16 protein-coding genes are annotated in these 14,903 nt (G+C 56.5%); 15 read left to right on the top strand and 1 reads right to left on the bottom strand.

Annotation, left to right across the window (positions count from 1 at the left end; translation table 11 throughout):
- Positions 1–5: 5 nt before the first annotated feature.
- From nadB to lysS, 15 genes are all read left to right on the top strand, one after another.
- Positions 6–1,628 carry an L-aspartate oxidase gene (gene nadB, locus ACFO1S_RS06705; protein ID WP_204605272.1) on the top strand — a complete coding sequence of 541 codons (1,623 nt, stop codon included), beginning with the start codon at positions 6–8 and terminating at the stop codon, positions 1,626–1,628.
- Positions 1,621–2,520: a carboxylating nicotinate-nucleotide diphosphorylase gene (nadC, locus tag ACFO1S_RS06700; RefSeq protein WP_204605273.1), complete on the top strand. Its 900-nt coding sequence runs from the start codon at positions 1,621–1,623 to the stop codon at positions 2,518–2,520. Before nadB ends, nadC begins: the two co-directional genes overlap by 8 nt.
- On the top strand, positions 2,517–3,281 hold the full coding sequence (locus tag ACFO1S_RS06695) for a type III pantothenate kinase (RefSeq protein ID WP_204605274.1): 765 nt from the start codon (positions 2,517–2,519) through the stop codon (positions 3,279–3,281). Before nadC ends, ACFO1S_RS06695 begins: the two co-directional genes overlap by 4 nt.
- A gap of 39 nt (positions 3,282–3,320) precedes the next feature.
- Complete coding sequence (gene hslO / locus ACFO1S_RS06690; protein WP_204605275.1) at positions 3,321–4,202, top strand: Hsp33 family molecular chaperone HslO; 882 nt, start codon at positions 3,321–3,323, stop codon at positions 4,200–4,202.
- A gap of 16 nt (positions 4,203–4,218) precedes the next feature.
- The gene (locus ACFO1S_RS06685) at positions 4,219–5,217 is read left to right on the top strand and encodes a peptidyl-prolyl cis-trans isomerase (protein ID WP_204605276.1); all 999 of its coding nucleotides are present in this window, start codon (positions 4,219–4,221) and stop codon (positions 5,215–5,217) included.
- Between the two features lie 118 nt (positions 5,218–5,335).
- Positions 5,336–6,277, top strand: coding sequence for a cysteine synthase A (gene cysK / locus ACFO1S_RS06680; RefSeq protein WP_204605277.1), 942 nt, complete (start codon positions 5,336–5,338; stop codon positions 6,275–6,277).
- A gap of 190 nt (positions 6,278–6,467) precedes the next feature.
- Positions 6,468–8,015, top strand: coding sequence for an anthranilate synthase component I family protein (locus ACFO1S_RS06675; protein ID WP_204605278.1), 1,548 nt, complete (start codon positions 6,468–6,470; stop codon positions 8,013–8,015).
- Positions 8,012–8,593, top strand: a complete 582-nt coding sequence (pabA, locus tag ACFO1S_RS06670; protein ID WP_204605279.1) for an aminodeoxychorismate/anthranilate synthase component II — start codon at positions 8,012–8,014, stop codon at positions 8,591–8,593. Before ACFO1S_RS06675 ends, pabA begins: the two co-directional genes overlap by 4 nt.
- Complete coding sequence (gene pabC, locus ACFO1S_RS06665) at positions 8,590–9,474, top strand: aminodeoxychorismate lyase (RefSeq protein WP_204605280.1); 885 nt, start codon at positions 8,590–8,592, stop codon at positions 9,472–9,474. The genes pabA and pabC overlap by 4 nt, the downstream gene beginning before the upstream one ends.
- Positions 9,471–10,340 (top strand): dihydropteroate synthase, encoded by an 870-nt coding sequence (gene folP, locus ACFO1S_RS06660; protein WP_204605281.1) that lies wholly within the window; start codon positions 9,471–9,473, stop codon positions 10,338–10,340. Before pabC ends, folP begins: the two co-directional genes overlap by 4 nt.
- Positions 10,333–10,725 carry a dihydroneopterin aldolase gene (gene folB, locus ACFO1S_RS06655; protein WP_204605282.1) on the top strand — a complete coding sequence of 131 codons (393 nt, stop codon included), beginning with the start codon at positions 10,333–10,335 and terminating at the stop codon, positions 10,723–10,725. The genes folP and folB overlap by 8 nt, the downstream gene beginning before the upstream one ends.
- 6 nt (positions 10,726–10,731) lie before the next feature.
- A complete protein-coding gene (folK, locus tag ACFO1S_RS06650; protein ID WP_204605283.1) occupies positions 10,732–11,229 on the top strand; it encodes a 2-amino-4-hydroxy-6-hydroxymethyldihydropteridine diphosphokinase in 498 nt (165 codons plus the stop codon).
- A gap of 15 nt (positions 11,230–11,244) precedes the next feature.
- On the top strand, positions 11,245–12,273 hold the full coding sequence (dusB, locus tag ACFO1S_RS06645; protein WP_204605284.1) for a tRNA dihydrouridine synthase DusB: 1,029 nt from the start codon (positions 11,245–11,247) through the stop codon (positions 12,271–12,273).
- A 193-nt stretch (positions 12,274–12,466) separates the two neighbouring features.
- Positions 12,467–12,943, top strand: coding sequence for a transcription elongation factor GreA (gene greA / locus ACFO1S_RS06640; RefSeq protein ID WP_204605285.1), 477 nt, complete (start codon positions 12,467–12,469; stop codon positions 12,941–12,943).
- Between the two features lie 166 nt (positions 12,944–13,109).
- Positions 13,110–14,615: a lysine--tRNA ligase gene (lysS, locus tag ACFO1S_RS06635; RefSeq protein WP_378126468.1), complete on the top strand. Its 1,506-nt coding sequence runs from the start codon at positions 13,110–13,112 to the stop codon at positions 14,613–14,615.
- Positions 14,616–14,617: 2 nt separating this feature from the next.
- Here lysS and ACFO1S_RS06630 read toward each other — a convergent pair.
- Positions 14,618–14,903 (bottom strand): hypothetical protein (locus ACFO1S_RS06630; RefSeq protein ID WP_378126466.1); only part of this gene is annotated, 286 nt, incomplete at its 5' end.

The raw sequence follows: 14,903 nt of genomic DNA, 5'->3' as shown, positions 1-14,903 counted from the left end.
CGAAAATGATTAGGATACCACGATACGTTGTCGATTTTGATCTGGACAGGCTTCCTCGGGTAGAGACGGACGTAATCGTGATCGGGGCTGGCATTGCCGGCCTTTTTACGGCGCTCAAAGCGAGTGAGTCGAAACGAGTGCTTATGATTACGAAGAAATCGCTGTTCGATAGCAATACCCGCTATGCGCAGGGCGGCATCGCCGCCGTTATCTCGGATGAAGATTCTCCGGAGTTTCTCGCCCAGGACACCTTAATCGCGGGAGCCGGGCTATGCGAAACGGCGGCGGTGGACGTTCTGGTCCATGAAGGCCCTCAAGGCGTTCAGGAGCTTATTCGTTACGGCACGAATTTCGACGAAGAGGACGGCCATTATGCATTGACGAAGGAAGGAGCCCATAGCCAGAGACGTATTCTGCACGCGAATGGAGACGCCACTGGCTATGAGATCGTAAGAGCGTTGGCCGAGAGAGTAAAGACCAATCCCGATATCGTGTTGTGGGACGACCATTTCGTGCTCGATCTGCTGACGGAGGACGGTGAATGCCGCGGCGCTCTTGTGCAGAAGCCGGACGGCTCCCGCGTGGCGGTCTTCGGACGGGCTACGATTCTGTGTACGGGAGGGGCCGGTCAGCTCTACCGCTATACGACTAACCCGGATGTCGCGACCGGAGACGGCGTAGCCATGGCCTATCGCGCAGGAGCGGATATCCGCGATATGGAATTCAATCAATTCCATCCGACATCGCTTTGTTACCCCGGCGCTCCAAGATTTCTCATATCCGAAGCCGTTCGGGGAGAAGGCGCTTACTTGAGAAACATCCGCGGGGATCGTTTTATGGAAAACTACCATCCGCAGCTTGAGCTGGCTCCAAGAGACGTCGTGGCGCGGGCTATTGTCAGCGAGATGGAAGCGACGAAATCTACCTATGTTTATATCGATATCACGCATGAGACGCCGGAGCTGATTCGCCATCGATTCCCGACGATCTATGAATATTGCTTGAACTATGGGCTCGACATGACGACGGATTGGATTCCGGTTGCGCCGGCCGCCCATTATATGATGGGCGGGGTCAAGACGGATTTGCGCGGAGAAACGAGCATTCGCCGCTTGTTCGCCTGCGGAGAAGCCTCCTCAACGGGGGTTCACGGAGCGAACCGTCTGGCCAGCAATTCCTTGTCGGAAGCGATCGTCTTCGGTCAACGCATCGTAGACGCGGTGAATCAGCTGCCACCGATTCCTCTGGTTGCGGACAACGGTCCAGCCTCGGAAAGACAGGGCATCCTGACCGGGACGCTGATCGAAAGAAGGCTGAAGCTGCAGAAGAGCATGGTGCGTTATGCCGGGCTGCGGCGGAATCGCGCGGGCTTGCTTAAAGGGCTGGACGATCTGCGCAAGCAGCTCCCGCTCTTCCAGATGAGCCTGTCCAAGCGAGAGGAATTGGAATACGCCAATCTGCTTACCTGTGCGCTGCTTGTTACCGAAGCTGCCCTGAGCCGGGAAGAAAGCCGGGGGGGCCATTATCGGGAAGACTATCCTCAGAAGGATGATCGGGACTGGCAGGTACACACGATATTGAACCGGGAAAAAGGGATTCGTACAGAAAGGGTCGACGACAATGTTTGAAAGGGAAAGCGATTGGACGATCGGCGGTCCGGCCGTGGAAGCGGTGAAGGAGCAGCTTCGCGTCTGGTTGGCGGAGGATGTCGGCTCGGGAGATGTGACCACGATGTCCACGGTGCCGCAGGGTCATCAGTCCAAGGGGATCATTCACGCCAAGCAAACCGGCATTCTGGCGGGCATACCTCTGGCCAGACTCGTATTTGAAGTTGTCGATCCCGCCTTGCGATTCGACGCAATGGCGACGGACGGCTCGAAGGTGGAGAAGGGCACGGTTCTGGCCGTGGTGGAAGGTTCGACGTTCAGCATATTGACGGGCGAACGATTGGCGCTTAATCTGCTGCAGAGGTTATCGGGCATCGCCACCAAGACGAACGAATACGTGGCTGGCGCGCAGGGAACGAAGGTGCGCGTAACGGATACGCGCAAGACGACGCCTGGACACCGGAACCTGGAGAAATACGCGGTCCGTATCGGCGGGGGAGCCAATCACCGGTTCGGCCTGTATGATGCGGTTATGATCAAGGATAACCATATCAAAGCCGCCGGAGGCATTACGGCGGCGGTTCAGGGAGCGCAATCCCGGATTCCCCACACGATGATGATCGAGGTCGAGGCAGAGTCCCTTGCACAGGCGGAGGAAGCGGCTCGGGCGGGCGCCCATATCGTGATGCTGGACAATATGGATACCGCAGCGATGACCGAGGCGGTGAAGGCGATTCGCGCGCAAGCGCCGCATGTTGTGTTGGAAGCTTCCGGCGGCATCACGCCAGAGCGGGTGGCGGAGGTCGCCCGTTGCGGCGTGGACGTTATCTCGGTCGGAAGCTTGACGCATTCCTTTCAGGCGCTCGATATCAGCCTGGATCTTAACGCCAAGAAATCGGGAGGCGCGCTATGATTCTGGTCGTAGATGTCGGGAATACGAATATTGTATTAGGACTGTATGAAGGAAGCAATCTGACACATCACTGGCGTCTGAGTACGAATCGCTCGGCGACCGTGGACGAGTACGGCGTGCTGATCAGCAATCTCTTTAAGCTTGCCGGCGTTCGGGCGGAGCAGATCGAGGGCGTTATTCTCTCCTGCGTCGTGCCTCCGATCATGGGTACGCTGGAGAAGCTGTTTCAGACATACGTGGGCAAGGAAGCGCTGGTAATCGGCCCGGGCATCAAGACGGGCCTGAACATTCGTTATGAGAACCCGCGGGAAGTCGGAGCCGACCGCATCGTGAACGCGGTTGCGGGAATCGAGCAATACGGCGCGCCTCTTGTCATCGTTGATTTCGGAACGGCAACGACCTTCGATTACATCGATGGGTCGGGAGCCTATCTGGGAGGCGCTATCGTGCCCGGCATCGGAATTTCGGCGGAGGCCCTCTACCAACGCGCGGCCAAGCTGCCGCGAATCGAGCTGTCGAAGCCGAAGACTGTCGTCGGCCGCAATACTGTGGCGGCGATGCAATCCGGCATTATCTACGGCTATGCCGGCCAGGTGGATGGCATTGTTAGGCGAATCAGTAAAGAGTTCGATGTTAAGCCGCGCGTTATTGCCACTGGCGGCTTGGCGGAGCTGATTGCCGGGGAATCGGAGACGATTGAAGTCGTCGACGCCTTGCTTACGCTCGAAGGCTTGCGAATTGTATATGAACGTAATGGGTAAATCTAGATTGAACGATTGTGCGAAAGGAGGGCAAACGGCATGAAAGACGAAATCATACGCGCGACCGCATGGAACGGCGGCTTGCGCTTGTTTGCGGCACGCACGACAGAATTGGTGTCGGAGCTGCAGCGAAGACAGGATACGTACCCGACGGCGACGGCCGCGTTGGGAAGAACGGCAACGGCGGCAGCCATGCTCGGTTTTATGCTCAAGGGCGAAGAGAAGCTCACCGTTCAAGTGAAAGGCGACGGCCTGATCGGCCAGATCGTGGTGGATGCCAATGCGGCGGGCCAGGTACGGGGTTATGTAGACAATCCGCATGTTCATCTGCCCAGCAACAGCCAAGGCAAGCTTGACGTAGCGGGGGTGGTCGGACGTACAGGTCAGCTGCATGTCACCAAGGATCTCGGGCTGAAGGACCCTTATCGCGGCAGCGTCCCGATTATTTCCGGGGAGATCGCGGAGGATTTCACTTTGTATTTTGCGGAATCCGAACAAACCCCTTCGGCCGTCGGCTTAGGCGTACTTGTCGATACGGACAATTCCGTCATTCATGCGGGCGGCTTCATCGTCCAGGTCATGCCTGGTTTGACGGAGGCCAACCTTGTCCGACTGGAGCAAGCGATCGCCGCGATGCCTCACGTCACTGCGCTGCTGGATCAGGGAGAGACGCCGGAGAGCTTGCTGCGCTTTCTGGTGGGGGATGAGATAACCGTCCATCAGACGCTGGAGCCTGTATTCTATTGCCACTGCTCGCGGGAAAGATTTGAACGGGCGCTAATCACGCTAGGCAGAAGCGAGCTTCGGGGGATGATCGACGAAGACGGCCAAGCGGAGCTGCATTGCCATTACTGCAATGAAAAATTTTTGTTCGAAGCGGAAGAGCTGGAGAAGTTGGTTCGCCTGACGGATCGGGAATGAGGGAGGAGGATCGCCGATGAGGGAGACGATACGGCGCATGCCGCCGCTCGTACTGCTGGCCCTCCTGACGACTCTGATGATGATTGCATCGGGCTGCAACAAGGGCGAAGAGCTTGCACCTAGCGGCAACGAACCTTCGGGTACGGCTTCGGACGATGATGTCATCGCGACGGTAGGGACAATGTCCATTTCCCGCCAACAGTTGCTGGACCGGCTGTTGGCCTCTTACGGTTCTCAAGTGCTCAGAAGCATGATACTCGCCGAAGCTGTCAGCGCGGAAGCCAAGTCTCTGCGCATTGAGGCGACGGACGAGGAACTGGATCGAGAGCTGGCCATGATGAGGCAAGGCTACGAGAATGAAGAAGAGTTTTATCGTTCCATGAACGAGCAGCTCGGCATGACTCGCGAGGAGGTGCGGGAGGATGCCCGCTATCGCCTGCTGCTGGAGAAGCTGACGCTTCGAACCGTAACCGTCACGGCGGAGGAGATCGATCGGTATCTCGATGAGCATCGCGAACAGTTCGATCCGGTGAAGAAATATCAGCTGGCGCATATTCTCGTTCAGACGGAAAAGTCGGCTCGGGAGATTCTGATCAAGCTCGAACAGGGTGAGGATTTCGCGGAGCTGGCCAGAGCCTTCTCGCTGGATGATTTCACGGCGGATCAAGGAGGGGAGCTCGGCTGGGTCGAATCCGACGATCCGTTTGCCGCCGAATCGGTGCTTACGGCAGCGGCTTCTATGCAGGTCGGAGAGGTGAGGGGGCCGATTCCGACCGATCAGGGCTTTGCAATCATTCGGCTGAACGGAAGAAGCCAGACGCAATCCCGACCGATGGAAGAGATCCGCGAGGAGGCCAGGAAGCAGCTTGCGCTCGGCAAAGGCGTCTCGGTTCGGGATATGGAGCAGCAACTGCTTCGCAAATACGAAGCGAGCGTGAAGGACTCCAAGCTGCAAGCCTCTCTATGGTCTTCGGCGCTGACCTTGGATCTGCTCGGATCGAACCAGACCACCTAACCAGCTATTGACAATCCTCTCAATGGTTTGATAAGATGAAGACAGAGTTAAAACCAACCGTTTTAGTCGGATTAAGAATAGGCGCACAGCCGCTATTTTGTGGGAGGGAACAAGACTTATGGCTAAGATTGTTCAGAACGTGACTCAACTCATCGGCGATACGCCGCTCGTACGCTTGAATCGTGTTGTTCCGGAAGGAAGCGCGGAAATCTACGTGAAGCTGGAATACCAGAATCCAGGCTCCAGCGTCAAGGATCGCATCGCGATCAGCATGGTCGAGGAAGCCGAGAAGCAAGGGCTGATTCAACCGGGCAACAGCACGATCGTCGAGCCGACGAGCGGAAATACCGGGATCGGATTGGCGATGGTTGCTGCCGCCAAGGGGTACCGCGCTATTCTCGTTATGCCTGAGACCATGAGCGTGGAACGTCGCAATCTGCTCCGCGCATACGGGGCCGAGCTTGTTCTTACCCCGGGATCGGAAGGCATGAACGGCGCCGTCAAGAAGGCGGAAGAGATCGTGAAGGAAAATGCGGACTACTTCATGCCTCAACAATTCAAAAATCAGGCTAATGTGAAAATTCACCGCGAGACAACCGGCCCCGAAATCGTGGAAGCCATTAATTCCTACGACGGCAAGATCGACGCTTTCGTCAGCGGCATTGGAACGGGCGGAACAATCTCCGGCGCTGGCGAAGTGCTGAAGCAGAACTTCCCGAACATTAAAGTCTATGCGGTTGAGCCTGCAGCTTCCCCGCTGCTGTCGGGCGGCGGACCGGGCCCTCACAAGATTCAAGGGATCGGCGCGAACTTCATTCCGGACATTCTGAATCGTGAGGTCTATGACGAAGTCATTACGGTCGAGAACGAAGAAGCTTTCGAGACGGCGCGTACGGTTGCTAAGAAAGAAGGTCTTCTGGTCGGCATTTCCTCCGGCGCGGCGATCTTCGCAGCCCTCAAAGTCGCGAAGGAGCTCGGCGCAGGCAAGCGCGTCGTAGCGGTCGTTCCGTCCAATGGCGAGCGTTACCTCAGCACGCCGTTGTTCAACTTCGACAACTAATCCGCTTTAATCCCAGCCCTCGCCTTTGGCGAGGGCTGTTTGAGCTGTCGGGGAAGCGTCACCCTAAGCCGGAGAAGGAAAGTTCTCGCAAGGCGGCAGGAGAAGGCGGATTTGTGGTATTCTGCATAATAAGAAAGTCACTTCGCAGGAATCAGGGAATGGAGCAACAGCCGTGCAAGAAGTCATAGCGATGAGTCAATGGAAACAATGGAGACAAGAAGGCGGCTACGCCTTACTTCCGTATATACGCAAGTTTGTGCCCGAATCGGGAGGGCTGCTGCCCGCATTCTGGGACCGGGCATGGGAAGAAGCCGCTCCTTATTCTTGCCTGCTTGAAAGCGGCAAGGAAGGTCGGTATACTCTTTTCGGCCTGCGGCCGGTGTCGATTATTGAAGGGACGGGCGAAGAGGCGCTTATTCGCGAATGGGACGGAAATCCCGAGGAGACGAAGAGAGCTAGAGGAGCGCCGCTTGAGCTGCTCCGCCAATGGATCGCCCCATGGCGGGCGCCTAAGCCCGAAGGAGTTCCGGATTGCATAGGGGGCATTCTGGGCTTCTTGAGCTATGATGTCGTACGAAGTCTGGAAAGGCTGCCCTCATTCGCGCGGAACGATCTGGGCTGGCCGGATTATGTCTTCGGGCGTTATGAGGAGCTATGGATCGCAGACCATGCGGAAGGCGCGGTCTACTGTGCCGTCCACGCTAGGCTGGACCAGATGCCGGACGACGTATCCATGGAGCGCCTATTCGGCGAGAAGCGGAATCGGGCGGCCGACATGGAAGCGCAATGGACCGAGTGGCTGAGCTTCGGACAGACAGAGGCATCCTTGAGCCGCCATCAGGGGATGCGCAATCGGATGGAGCAGGACAATCTGCAGATTGATGTCGAGCGGCTGCCCGGTCTGAGCACCTCCATGAGCAAATCAGAGTATGAAGAGGCGGTTCGCGCCATCCAACAATACATTGGACAGGGCGATGTGTTCCAGGCCAATCTGGCCATGCGGCAAAGCCGACCGACCTCCGCTGCACCCGAGACGCTGTACGAGTGGTTGCGTATGGTTAATCCTTCGCCCTATATGGGCTTGCTGCGTACGCCCGCATTCTCGTTGGTCAGCGCCTCCCCCGAGCTGCTCGTGAAGCTGGCCGGAGGCCGGCTGTCGACCAGACCGATTGCCGGGACGAGACGGCGAGGAAGATCGGTCGAGGAGGACCGGGCGATGGAGGCCGAGCTGCTTGGCAGCGAAAAAGAGCGGGCCGAGCATGTGATGCTGGTCGATCTGGAGCGCAATGATCTTGGACGAGTCGCCGCATACGGAACCGTGAAGGTTCCGGAGCTGTTAACCGTGGAGCGTTACTCCCATGTCATGCACCTCGTATCCCAGGTGGAGGCGACGCTGCAGGATGGCAAGGACGCGCTGGATGTCGTGGCGGCTGTCTTTCCGGGAGGAACGATTACCGGAGCGCCGAAAATCCGAACGATGGAAATCATCGAAGAGCTTGAGCCCACCCGCAGAGGGCCGTATACCGGCGCAATGGGGTGGATTGACTATAGCGGGAATATGGAATTAAATATAATTATTCGTACGATCGCGCTTCAAGACGGGGTATGCCACATTCAAGCCGGAGCCGGAATTGTCATCGACTCCGATCCGGAACGGGAATTCCACGAATCCTTGAACAAGGCCAAGGCGCTTTGGAAAGCGGTGCAGTACAGCGAAGGGCAGGTTGAACCGACATGATTCTGGTGATCGACAACTACGATTCTTTTACGTATAATCTGGTGCAATATTTGGGCGAGCTCGGCGAAGAGATCGTGGTGCACCGCAACGACGAGATCGACCTTGAAGGCATCTCCAAGCTTTCGCCAGACCACATTCTGATTTCTCCCGGACCCTGCACGCCGAACGAGGCGGGCATCAGTCTCGCTCTGCTGGAGCGCTTCAAGGGAGAGATTCCGATCTTCGGCGTATGTCTGGGGCATCAAGCGATTGGACAGGCTTTCGGCGGCGAGGTGATTCGCGCCGATCAGCTGATGCACGGGAAAACCTCCGAGATCAAGCACGACGGAAAAACGGTATTCGAGGGCTTGCCTTCCCCATTCACGGCGACCCGTTACCATTCCCTGATTGTGAAGCGCGACACGCTGCCCGATTGCCTGGAGATCAGCGCGGAGACGGAGGACGGGCTGATTATGGGGCTGCGGCACAAGGAATATGCCGTGGAAGGGGTGCAATTCCATCCGGAGTCGATCATGACCGATAACGGGCTGAGAATTCTGCGCAACTTCTTGAGCCTGAAAACAGGAATGCGAGCATGAGCATTCTGTACAATGGACAATTGATGAGTCGCAACGAAGCCGTGATCTCCGCATTCGATCACGGCTTTTTGTACGGAATGGGCTTGTTCGAAACGATGCGGACCTACGGCGGTCGCCCATGGCTGCTGGAGGAGCACGCAAAACGCCTTGAGGAAGGCTGCGCCATGATGGGGATTCGCTATGCGCCTAATCCGGATGCGATGAGGCGGCGAATAGGAGAGCTGCTTCAAGCCAACGGCCTCTCTGACGGCTACATTCGCTGGTCGGTATCGGCCGGAGAAGGAGAGATCGGTCTTCCGACCGGCGCTTACGCTGCGCCGAACGAGATCGTCTATGCCAAGGGGCTGGCGACGGATGATCCTGCGACGCGCCACGGTAAAATCCTGCGTCTGCTAAAGCTGCCGAGAAGCACGCCGGAGGGCGCTCACCGGACAAAATCGTTCCATTATATGAATAATATCGCAGCCAAGAGGGAATTGCTGGAATCCGGGGCCCCTGCCGGTACGGAGGGGCTGTTCCTGAACGGCGACGGACGAATCGTCGAAGGACTGGTCAGCAACGTATTCTGGCTATTGAACGGCAAGCTGTATACGCCGGCGGCGGAAACGGGATTGCTCGAAGGGATTACCCGCGCTTATGTGATTCAGATGGCTGAGCGCGAGGGTATACGTGTGGAGATCGGCTGTTACGGCTGGGAAGAGATCGCTGGAGCCGACGAAGTCTTCCTGACGAATTCCATTCAGGAGATCGTTCCGGTTACGCGTTTGGAGGATGCAAGCGGACAGGGAGGCCCTCCGGGAGGCCGGGCCGAGGGCGGGCCGATCACTTCTCGTCTTATGCGGCTCTACCGAGCGGCGGCGGAAAGGAACGATAGAGGATGAACCCGACATTTTATAGACGTACCTATCATATGGCTGATGGACTTACGCTGGAGCTTGGGCATCGTACGCTGATTATGGGCATACTGAACGCAACGCCGGACTCGTTCTCGGACGGCGGCTGTTATCATGCAGTAGAAGCAGCCGTTGAACGGGCGGAGCAGATGGCTTCCGAGGGCGCGGACATCATCGATATCGGAGGAGAATCGACAAGGCCGGGATATGCTCCCGTCTCTCTCGATGAGGAATTAAGCAGAGTCATTCCGGTAATCCGGGCGGTGCGGGAACGCGTTAAGCTGCCGATCAGCATCGATACGTATAAGGCGGAGGTTGCGCGTCAGGCGTTGGAAGCGGGCGCCCATATCGTTAACGACGTATGGGGCTTCAAGCGCGACCCGGAGATGGCCGGAGTTGCGGTGAAATATGGCTGTCCGGTCATTCTGACGCACAACCGGCCGGAGCGGGACTATGCGGACTTTTTCCCCGAGGTGCTGAAGGATTTGCGGGCCAGCGTGGAGCTTGCCCGAGCTGCCGGAGTAGGGGAGGAGCTCATCTGGGTCGATCCCGGAATCGGGTTCGCGAAGGATTACGAGGAGAATCTGGAGATGCTGGGCCGATTGGGCGAGGTGGCGCAGCTCGGCTACCCGGTGCTATTGGCGGCTTCCCGCAAAAGGGTGATTCAGCACACGCTCGGCGTGGCGGCAGCGGATGCGGACGACGGCACTGGAGCGACGACGGCACTGGGCATTGCTCAAGGCTGTCAGATCGTGCGCGTGCATGAAGTGCCGCTGACCAAGCAGATTGCGGCGATGAGCGATGCCATTGTCTATCGAAGCCACGGAAAAGGGAGCAGGATGCGAAATGGATAGAATGCGGCTGAAACGAATGGTGTTTTATGGGTATCACGGCGTGTTTCCAGAGGAGAATAAGCTGGGTCAGAAATACTTCGTGGATTTGGATATGCGTCTGGACTTAAGTCTCGCCGCGCGCAGCGACGATGTCGGCGACACGGTCAATTACGCGGAGATTCACGCGCTGGCGAAGAAGATTGTGGAAGGGCCGCCGGTTAAGCTGATTGAGACGCTCGCCGAAAATATTGCGTCCGCGGTACTCGGTACGTATACTAGTATCCATACTGTAACGGTATCGGTTACCAAACCGAATCCACCGTTCGATATTACCTTTGACGGAGTCACCGTGGAGCTGCGAAGAACAAGAGGGCCGGACGGAACCGTCGTACCTGTAGAGGACTGAAGAGACGTGCAAGACGCATACGTGGCGCTTGGCGCCAACCTGGGTGACCGGGAATCCGCATTGAACGAAGCGATACGAAGGCTGCGAGCCGATCCCGAGCTGGAGGTGCTGCGCATCTCCCCCGCATACGAGACTGCTCCCGTGGGTTATACGGATCAGCCGTCCTTTTTGAATATGGCTCTCAGCTTGAGGACCGCGCTTGATCCGGTGGCCCTGCTTCGACGCTTACTGGCGATCGAGCAGGAGATGGGCCGGGTTCGGGACATTCGCTGGGGACCTCGCAATATAGACTTGGATTTGCTGGTTTACGGAGAAGAGTCCATAGACACTCCCGAACTGACGCTCCCGCATCCCCGAATGGGAGAGCGGGCATTTGTACTGGTTCCATTGCGGGACGTCTGGCCGGACGAATCTCCTTTTCCATGGATGGAGGAGCTTTCGTCCTTCTCTCTGCAGGAGGAAGGCATCTCGCATTACAACTCCTCGGAGGAACGAGGGCTATGAAAGGAGCAACATGGAATGCTTAAGATCGGTAACGTAAAGATGAACAATAATGTCGTGCTGGCCCCGATGGCGGGAGTCTGTAATCCGGCGTTTCGACTGATTGCCAAGGAGTTCGGATGCGGTCTCGTCTGTGCGGAGATGGTCAGCGACAAGGCGATCCTGCACGGCAACCAGAGAACGCTGGAAATGCTGTTCGTGGATGAACGCGAGAAGCCGTTAAGCCTGCAAATTTTCGGAGGGGATAAGGAATCCCTTGTAGAAGCGGTGAAGTTCGTGGATCAGAATACGAATGCGGACATTATCGACATTAACATGGGCTGTCCGGTTCCGAAGGTGACGAAGTGCGATGCGGGCGCAAGATGGCTGCTTGATCCGAAAAAAATCTACGAGATGGTCTCCTACGCTGCGGATGCAGCCAAAAAGCCGGTCACGGTGAAGATGAGAATCGGGTGGGACGACGAGCATATTTATGCCGTTGAGAACGCGCAAGCCGTCGAACGCGCCGGTGGAGCGGCCGTCAGCGTGCATGGCCGGACTCGCGAACAACTGTATACAGGGAAGGCGAACTGGGACATTCTGCGGGACGTGAAGCAGGCGGTGAACATTCCGGTTATCGGCAACGGCGACGTATTTACTCCGGAAGATGCCAAGCGGCTGCTTGAGCATACGAATTGCGACGGGGTCATGATCGGCAGAGGCGCGCTTGGCAACCCTTGGATGCTGTATCGCACCGTACATTTCCTGACTACGGGAGAACTGCTGCCGGACCCGTCGCCGAGAGAGAGAATTCGGATCGCGATGCTGCACATGGACAGATTGACCGAGTTGCGCGGGGAAAAGGTCGCCGTCCGGGAAATGCGCAAGCACCTGGCCTGGTACCTGAAAGGCCTGCCGGACTCCGCAGCTGCCAAAAATTCGATCATGGAGCTTCAGTCGAGAGCTGAAGTGGAGTCCGAATTAGGCAACTACGTGATTCGGGTGGACGAAATTCTGGCTCGTGAAGCGGACGGAGCTTCTGAATCCGGAGAAATCCTCGTACACTAAGAGGAAGCGATTTCAAAGGGGCTTTTCCGCGAATTGACATTTATCAGGGCTTGAAATATAATCAGTACCAATATTCGCCCGAGCATCAGGAAAATCGCAGACGCGCATCATGGAAGATGATGCCATCTGACGAACCCCACCATATATTTGGATAGCAACCTCGAAAATCTTTCCATGACAGGAGATCGGTGAGATGAGCGACAAAGAAGTGCTTCTAACCCAGGAGGGTTTGAAGAAACTGGAAGATGAACTCGAAAACCTTAAATCCGTCAAGCGCCGCGAAGTTGCGGAACGCATCAAAGTTGCCATCGGTTATGGCGATATTAGCGAGAACTCCGAATACGAAGACGCCAAAAACGAACAAGCGTTCATCGAGGGCCGAATCATTACCTTGGAGAAAATGCTTCGCAACGCGAGAATCATCAACCATGAGGAAATCGACCTTGAGACGGTGAGCATCGGATCGACTGTCGTCGTAGAGGATCTCGAATATGGCGACTCGATGGAATACACCATTGTCGGCACGGCCGAATCCGACCCGCTGAACAATAAAATCTCCAACGAGAGTCCGGTAGGCAAAGCCATTATCGGGAAGAAAAAAGGCACGACCGTTGAAGTGAGCGTTCCTGCGGGCATCATTCAATACAAAATCGTCGATATCAAGATGTAGCTAACGCGGCTGGTCGCGATATAGATAAGGTTAGTCGCCGCCACAAGGACGGAGAAGCCGATTGACCGGGATAAAAAAGCTTCCTTCGGAAGCTTTTTTGCCTGTTAACCGCGGAGACGGCGTCGCTTGAGGAAGGTCAAATCAGATTTAAACGAAGGAGAACGAAATGATGGAACATACGGAACAGACAGAAACGGTCGAATTAGGCGAATTGCTGCAAATCCGTCGCAACAAGCTGGACGAGCTGCGGGAGCTGGGCATTGATCCGTTCGGCATCAAGTTCGACCGCACGCACCATGGGGGAGAGCTTTTCGCGCAATATTCGGAGATGTCGAAGGAGGAGCTGGACGAGCTGGCTCTTCAGGTCAACGTCGCGGGCCGGATCATGACGAAGCGCGTAATGGGCAAGGCGGCGTTCGCCCACATTCAGGACCTCAGCGGCAAAATTCAAATCTACGTTCGGCAGGATTCGGTTCCCGAGCATAAGTACAAGGCTTTCGATCTGTTGGACATCGGCGACATCATTGGCGTGAAGGGTGTCGTATTCAAGACGAAGACGGGCGAGACCTCGATCAAGGTGGACGATCTTGAGGTGCTGACCAAGTCTTTGCTTCCGCTGCCGGACAAGTTTCATGGCTTGAAGGATGTAGAAACCCGTTATCGTCAGCGTTACGTGGACCTGATCGTGAATCCCGACGTACAGAAGACCTTCATTTCCCGCTCGCGGATTATCCAGTCGATGCGCCGTTATCTGGACGATCGCGGTTATCTTGAGGTAGAGACGCCTACGCTGCATACCATTGCCGGCGGCGCCGCTGCCCGCCCTTTCGAGACGCATCATAATGCTCTGGATATGGAGCTGTACATGCGTATCGCGATCGAGCTGCATCTGAAAAGACTGATCGTCGGCGGTCTGGAGAAGGTGTACGAGATTGGACGCGTATATCGCAACGAAGGCATCTCTACGCGCCACAATCCTGAGTTTACTATGATCGAGCTGTATGAGGCCTACGCCGATTTCGAGGATATCATGCGGCTGACGGAGGCGCTGATTGCCCATATCGCGCAAGAGGTTCTCGGTACGACGAAGATTACGTATCAGGAGCAAGAGGTCGACCTGACGCCGGCATGGCGCCGGGTTTCGATGACCGAGCTGATTCGCGAGACGGTCGGCGTGGACTTCACGGCGCAGATGACGGACGAGCAGGCGCACGCGCTGGCCAAGGAGCACAAGGTTCCGGTCGAGAAGCATATGACGTTCGGACATATCGTGAACGCCTTCTTCGAAACGTTCTGCGAGCATACGCTGATTCAGCCTACGTTCGTAACCGGGCACCCGGTGGCGATCTCGCCGCTGGCCAAGAAGAACGAGGCCGATCCGCGGTTCACGGATCGCTTCGAGCTGTTCATCGTAGCTCGCGAGCACGCGAACGCATTCACCGAGCTGAACGATCCTATCGATCAGCGGCAGCGCTTCGAGGCTCAACTGGCCGAGAAGGAAGCAGGCAACGACGAAGCGCATGAGATGGACGACGATTTCATTCGCGCGCTGGAGCACGGCATGCCGCCGACCGGCGGTCTGGGCATCGGCGTTGACCGGCTGGTCATGCTGCTGACCGATGCGCCGTCGATTCGCGATGTCCTTCTGTTCCCGCATATGAGAGATCGTTAAGCTCATTGTACGTCTATATTAGGATGTGATACCGGTTGTTCGCCTTCGGGCGGATAACCGGTTTTTTGTTGGCATTCAGGGGAGCTGGCACAGCTTTCAAGGGCTGCGTTAGACGCGTTTGAAAAAACATTAAATTTAGTTTTGAAAAAGGGTTGCAAAGTTCTAAAGGCCTGTGCTATATTATTTAAGTCGCTTCGAGCGGCACTGAAAAAAGAAACACCGAATGGTTCTTTGAAAACTGAACATTGAGCGTAAGAAACAAAAACGTCGGAAGACGGCTTCGGTCGT

Source organism: Cohnella boryungensis, assembly GCF_042651945.1.
Taxonomy (GTDB): Bacteria; Bacillota; Bacilli; order Paenibacillales; family Paenibacillaceae; genus Cohnella; species Cohnella boryungensis.
Note: the sequence above shows the minus strand (reverse complement) of the source record. Positions and strands in the feature narration are given on the sequence as shown.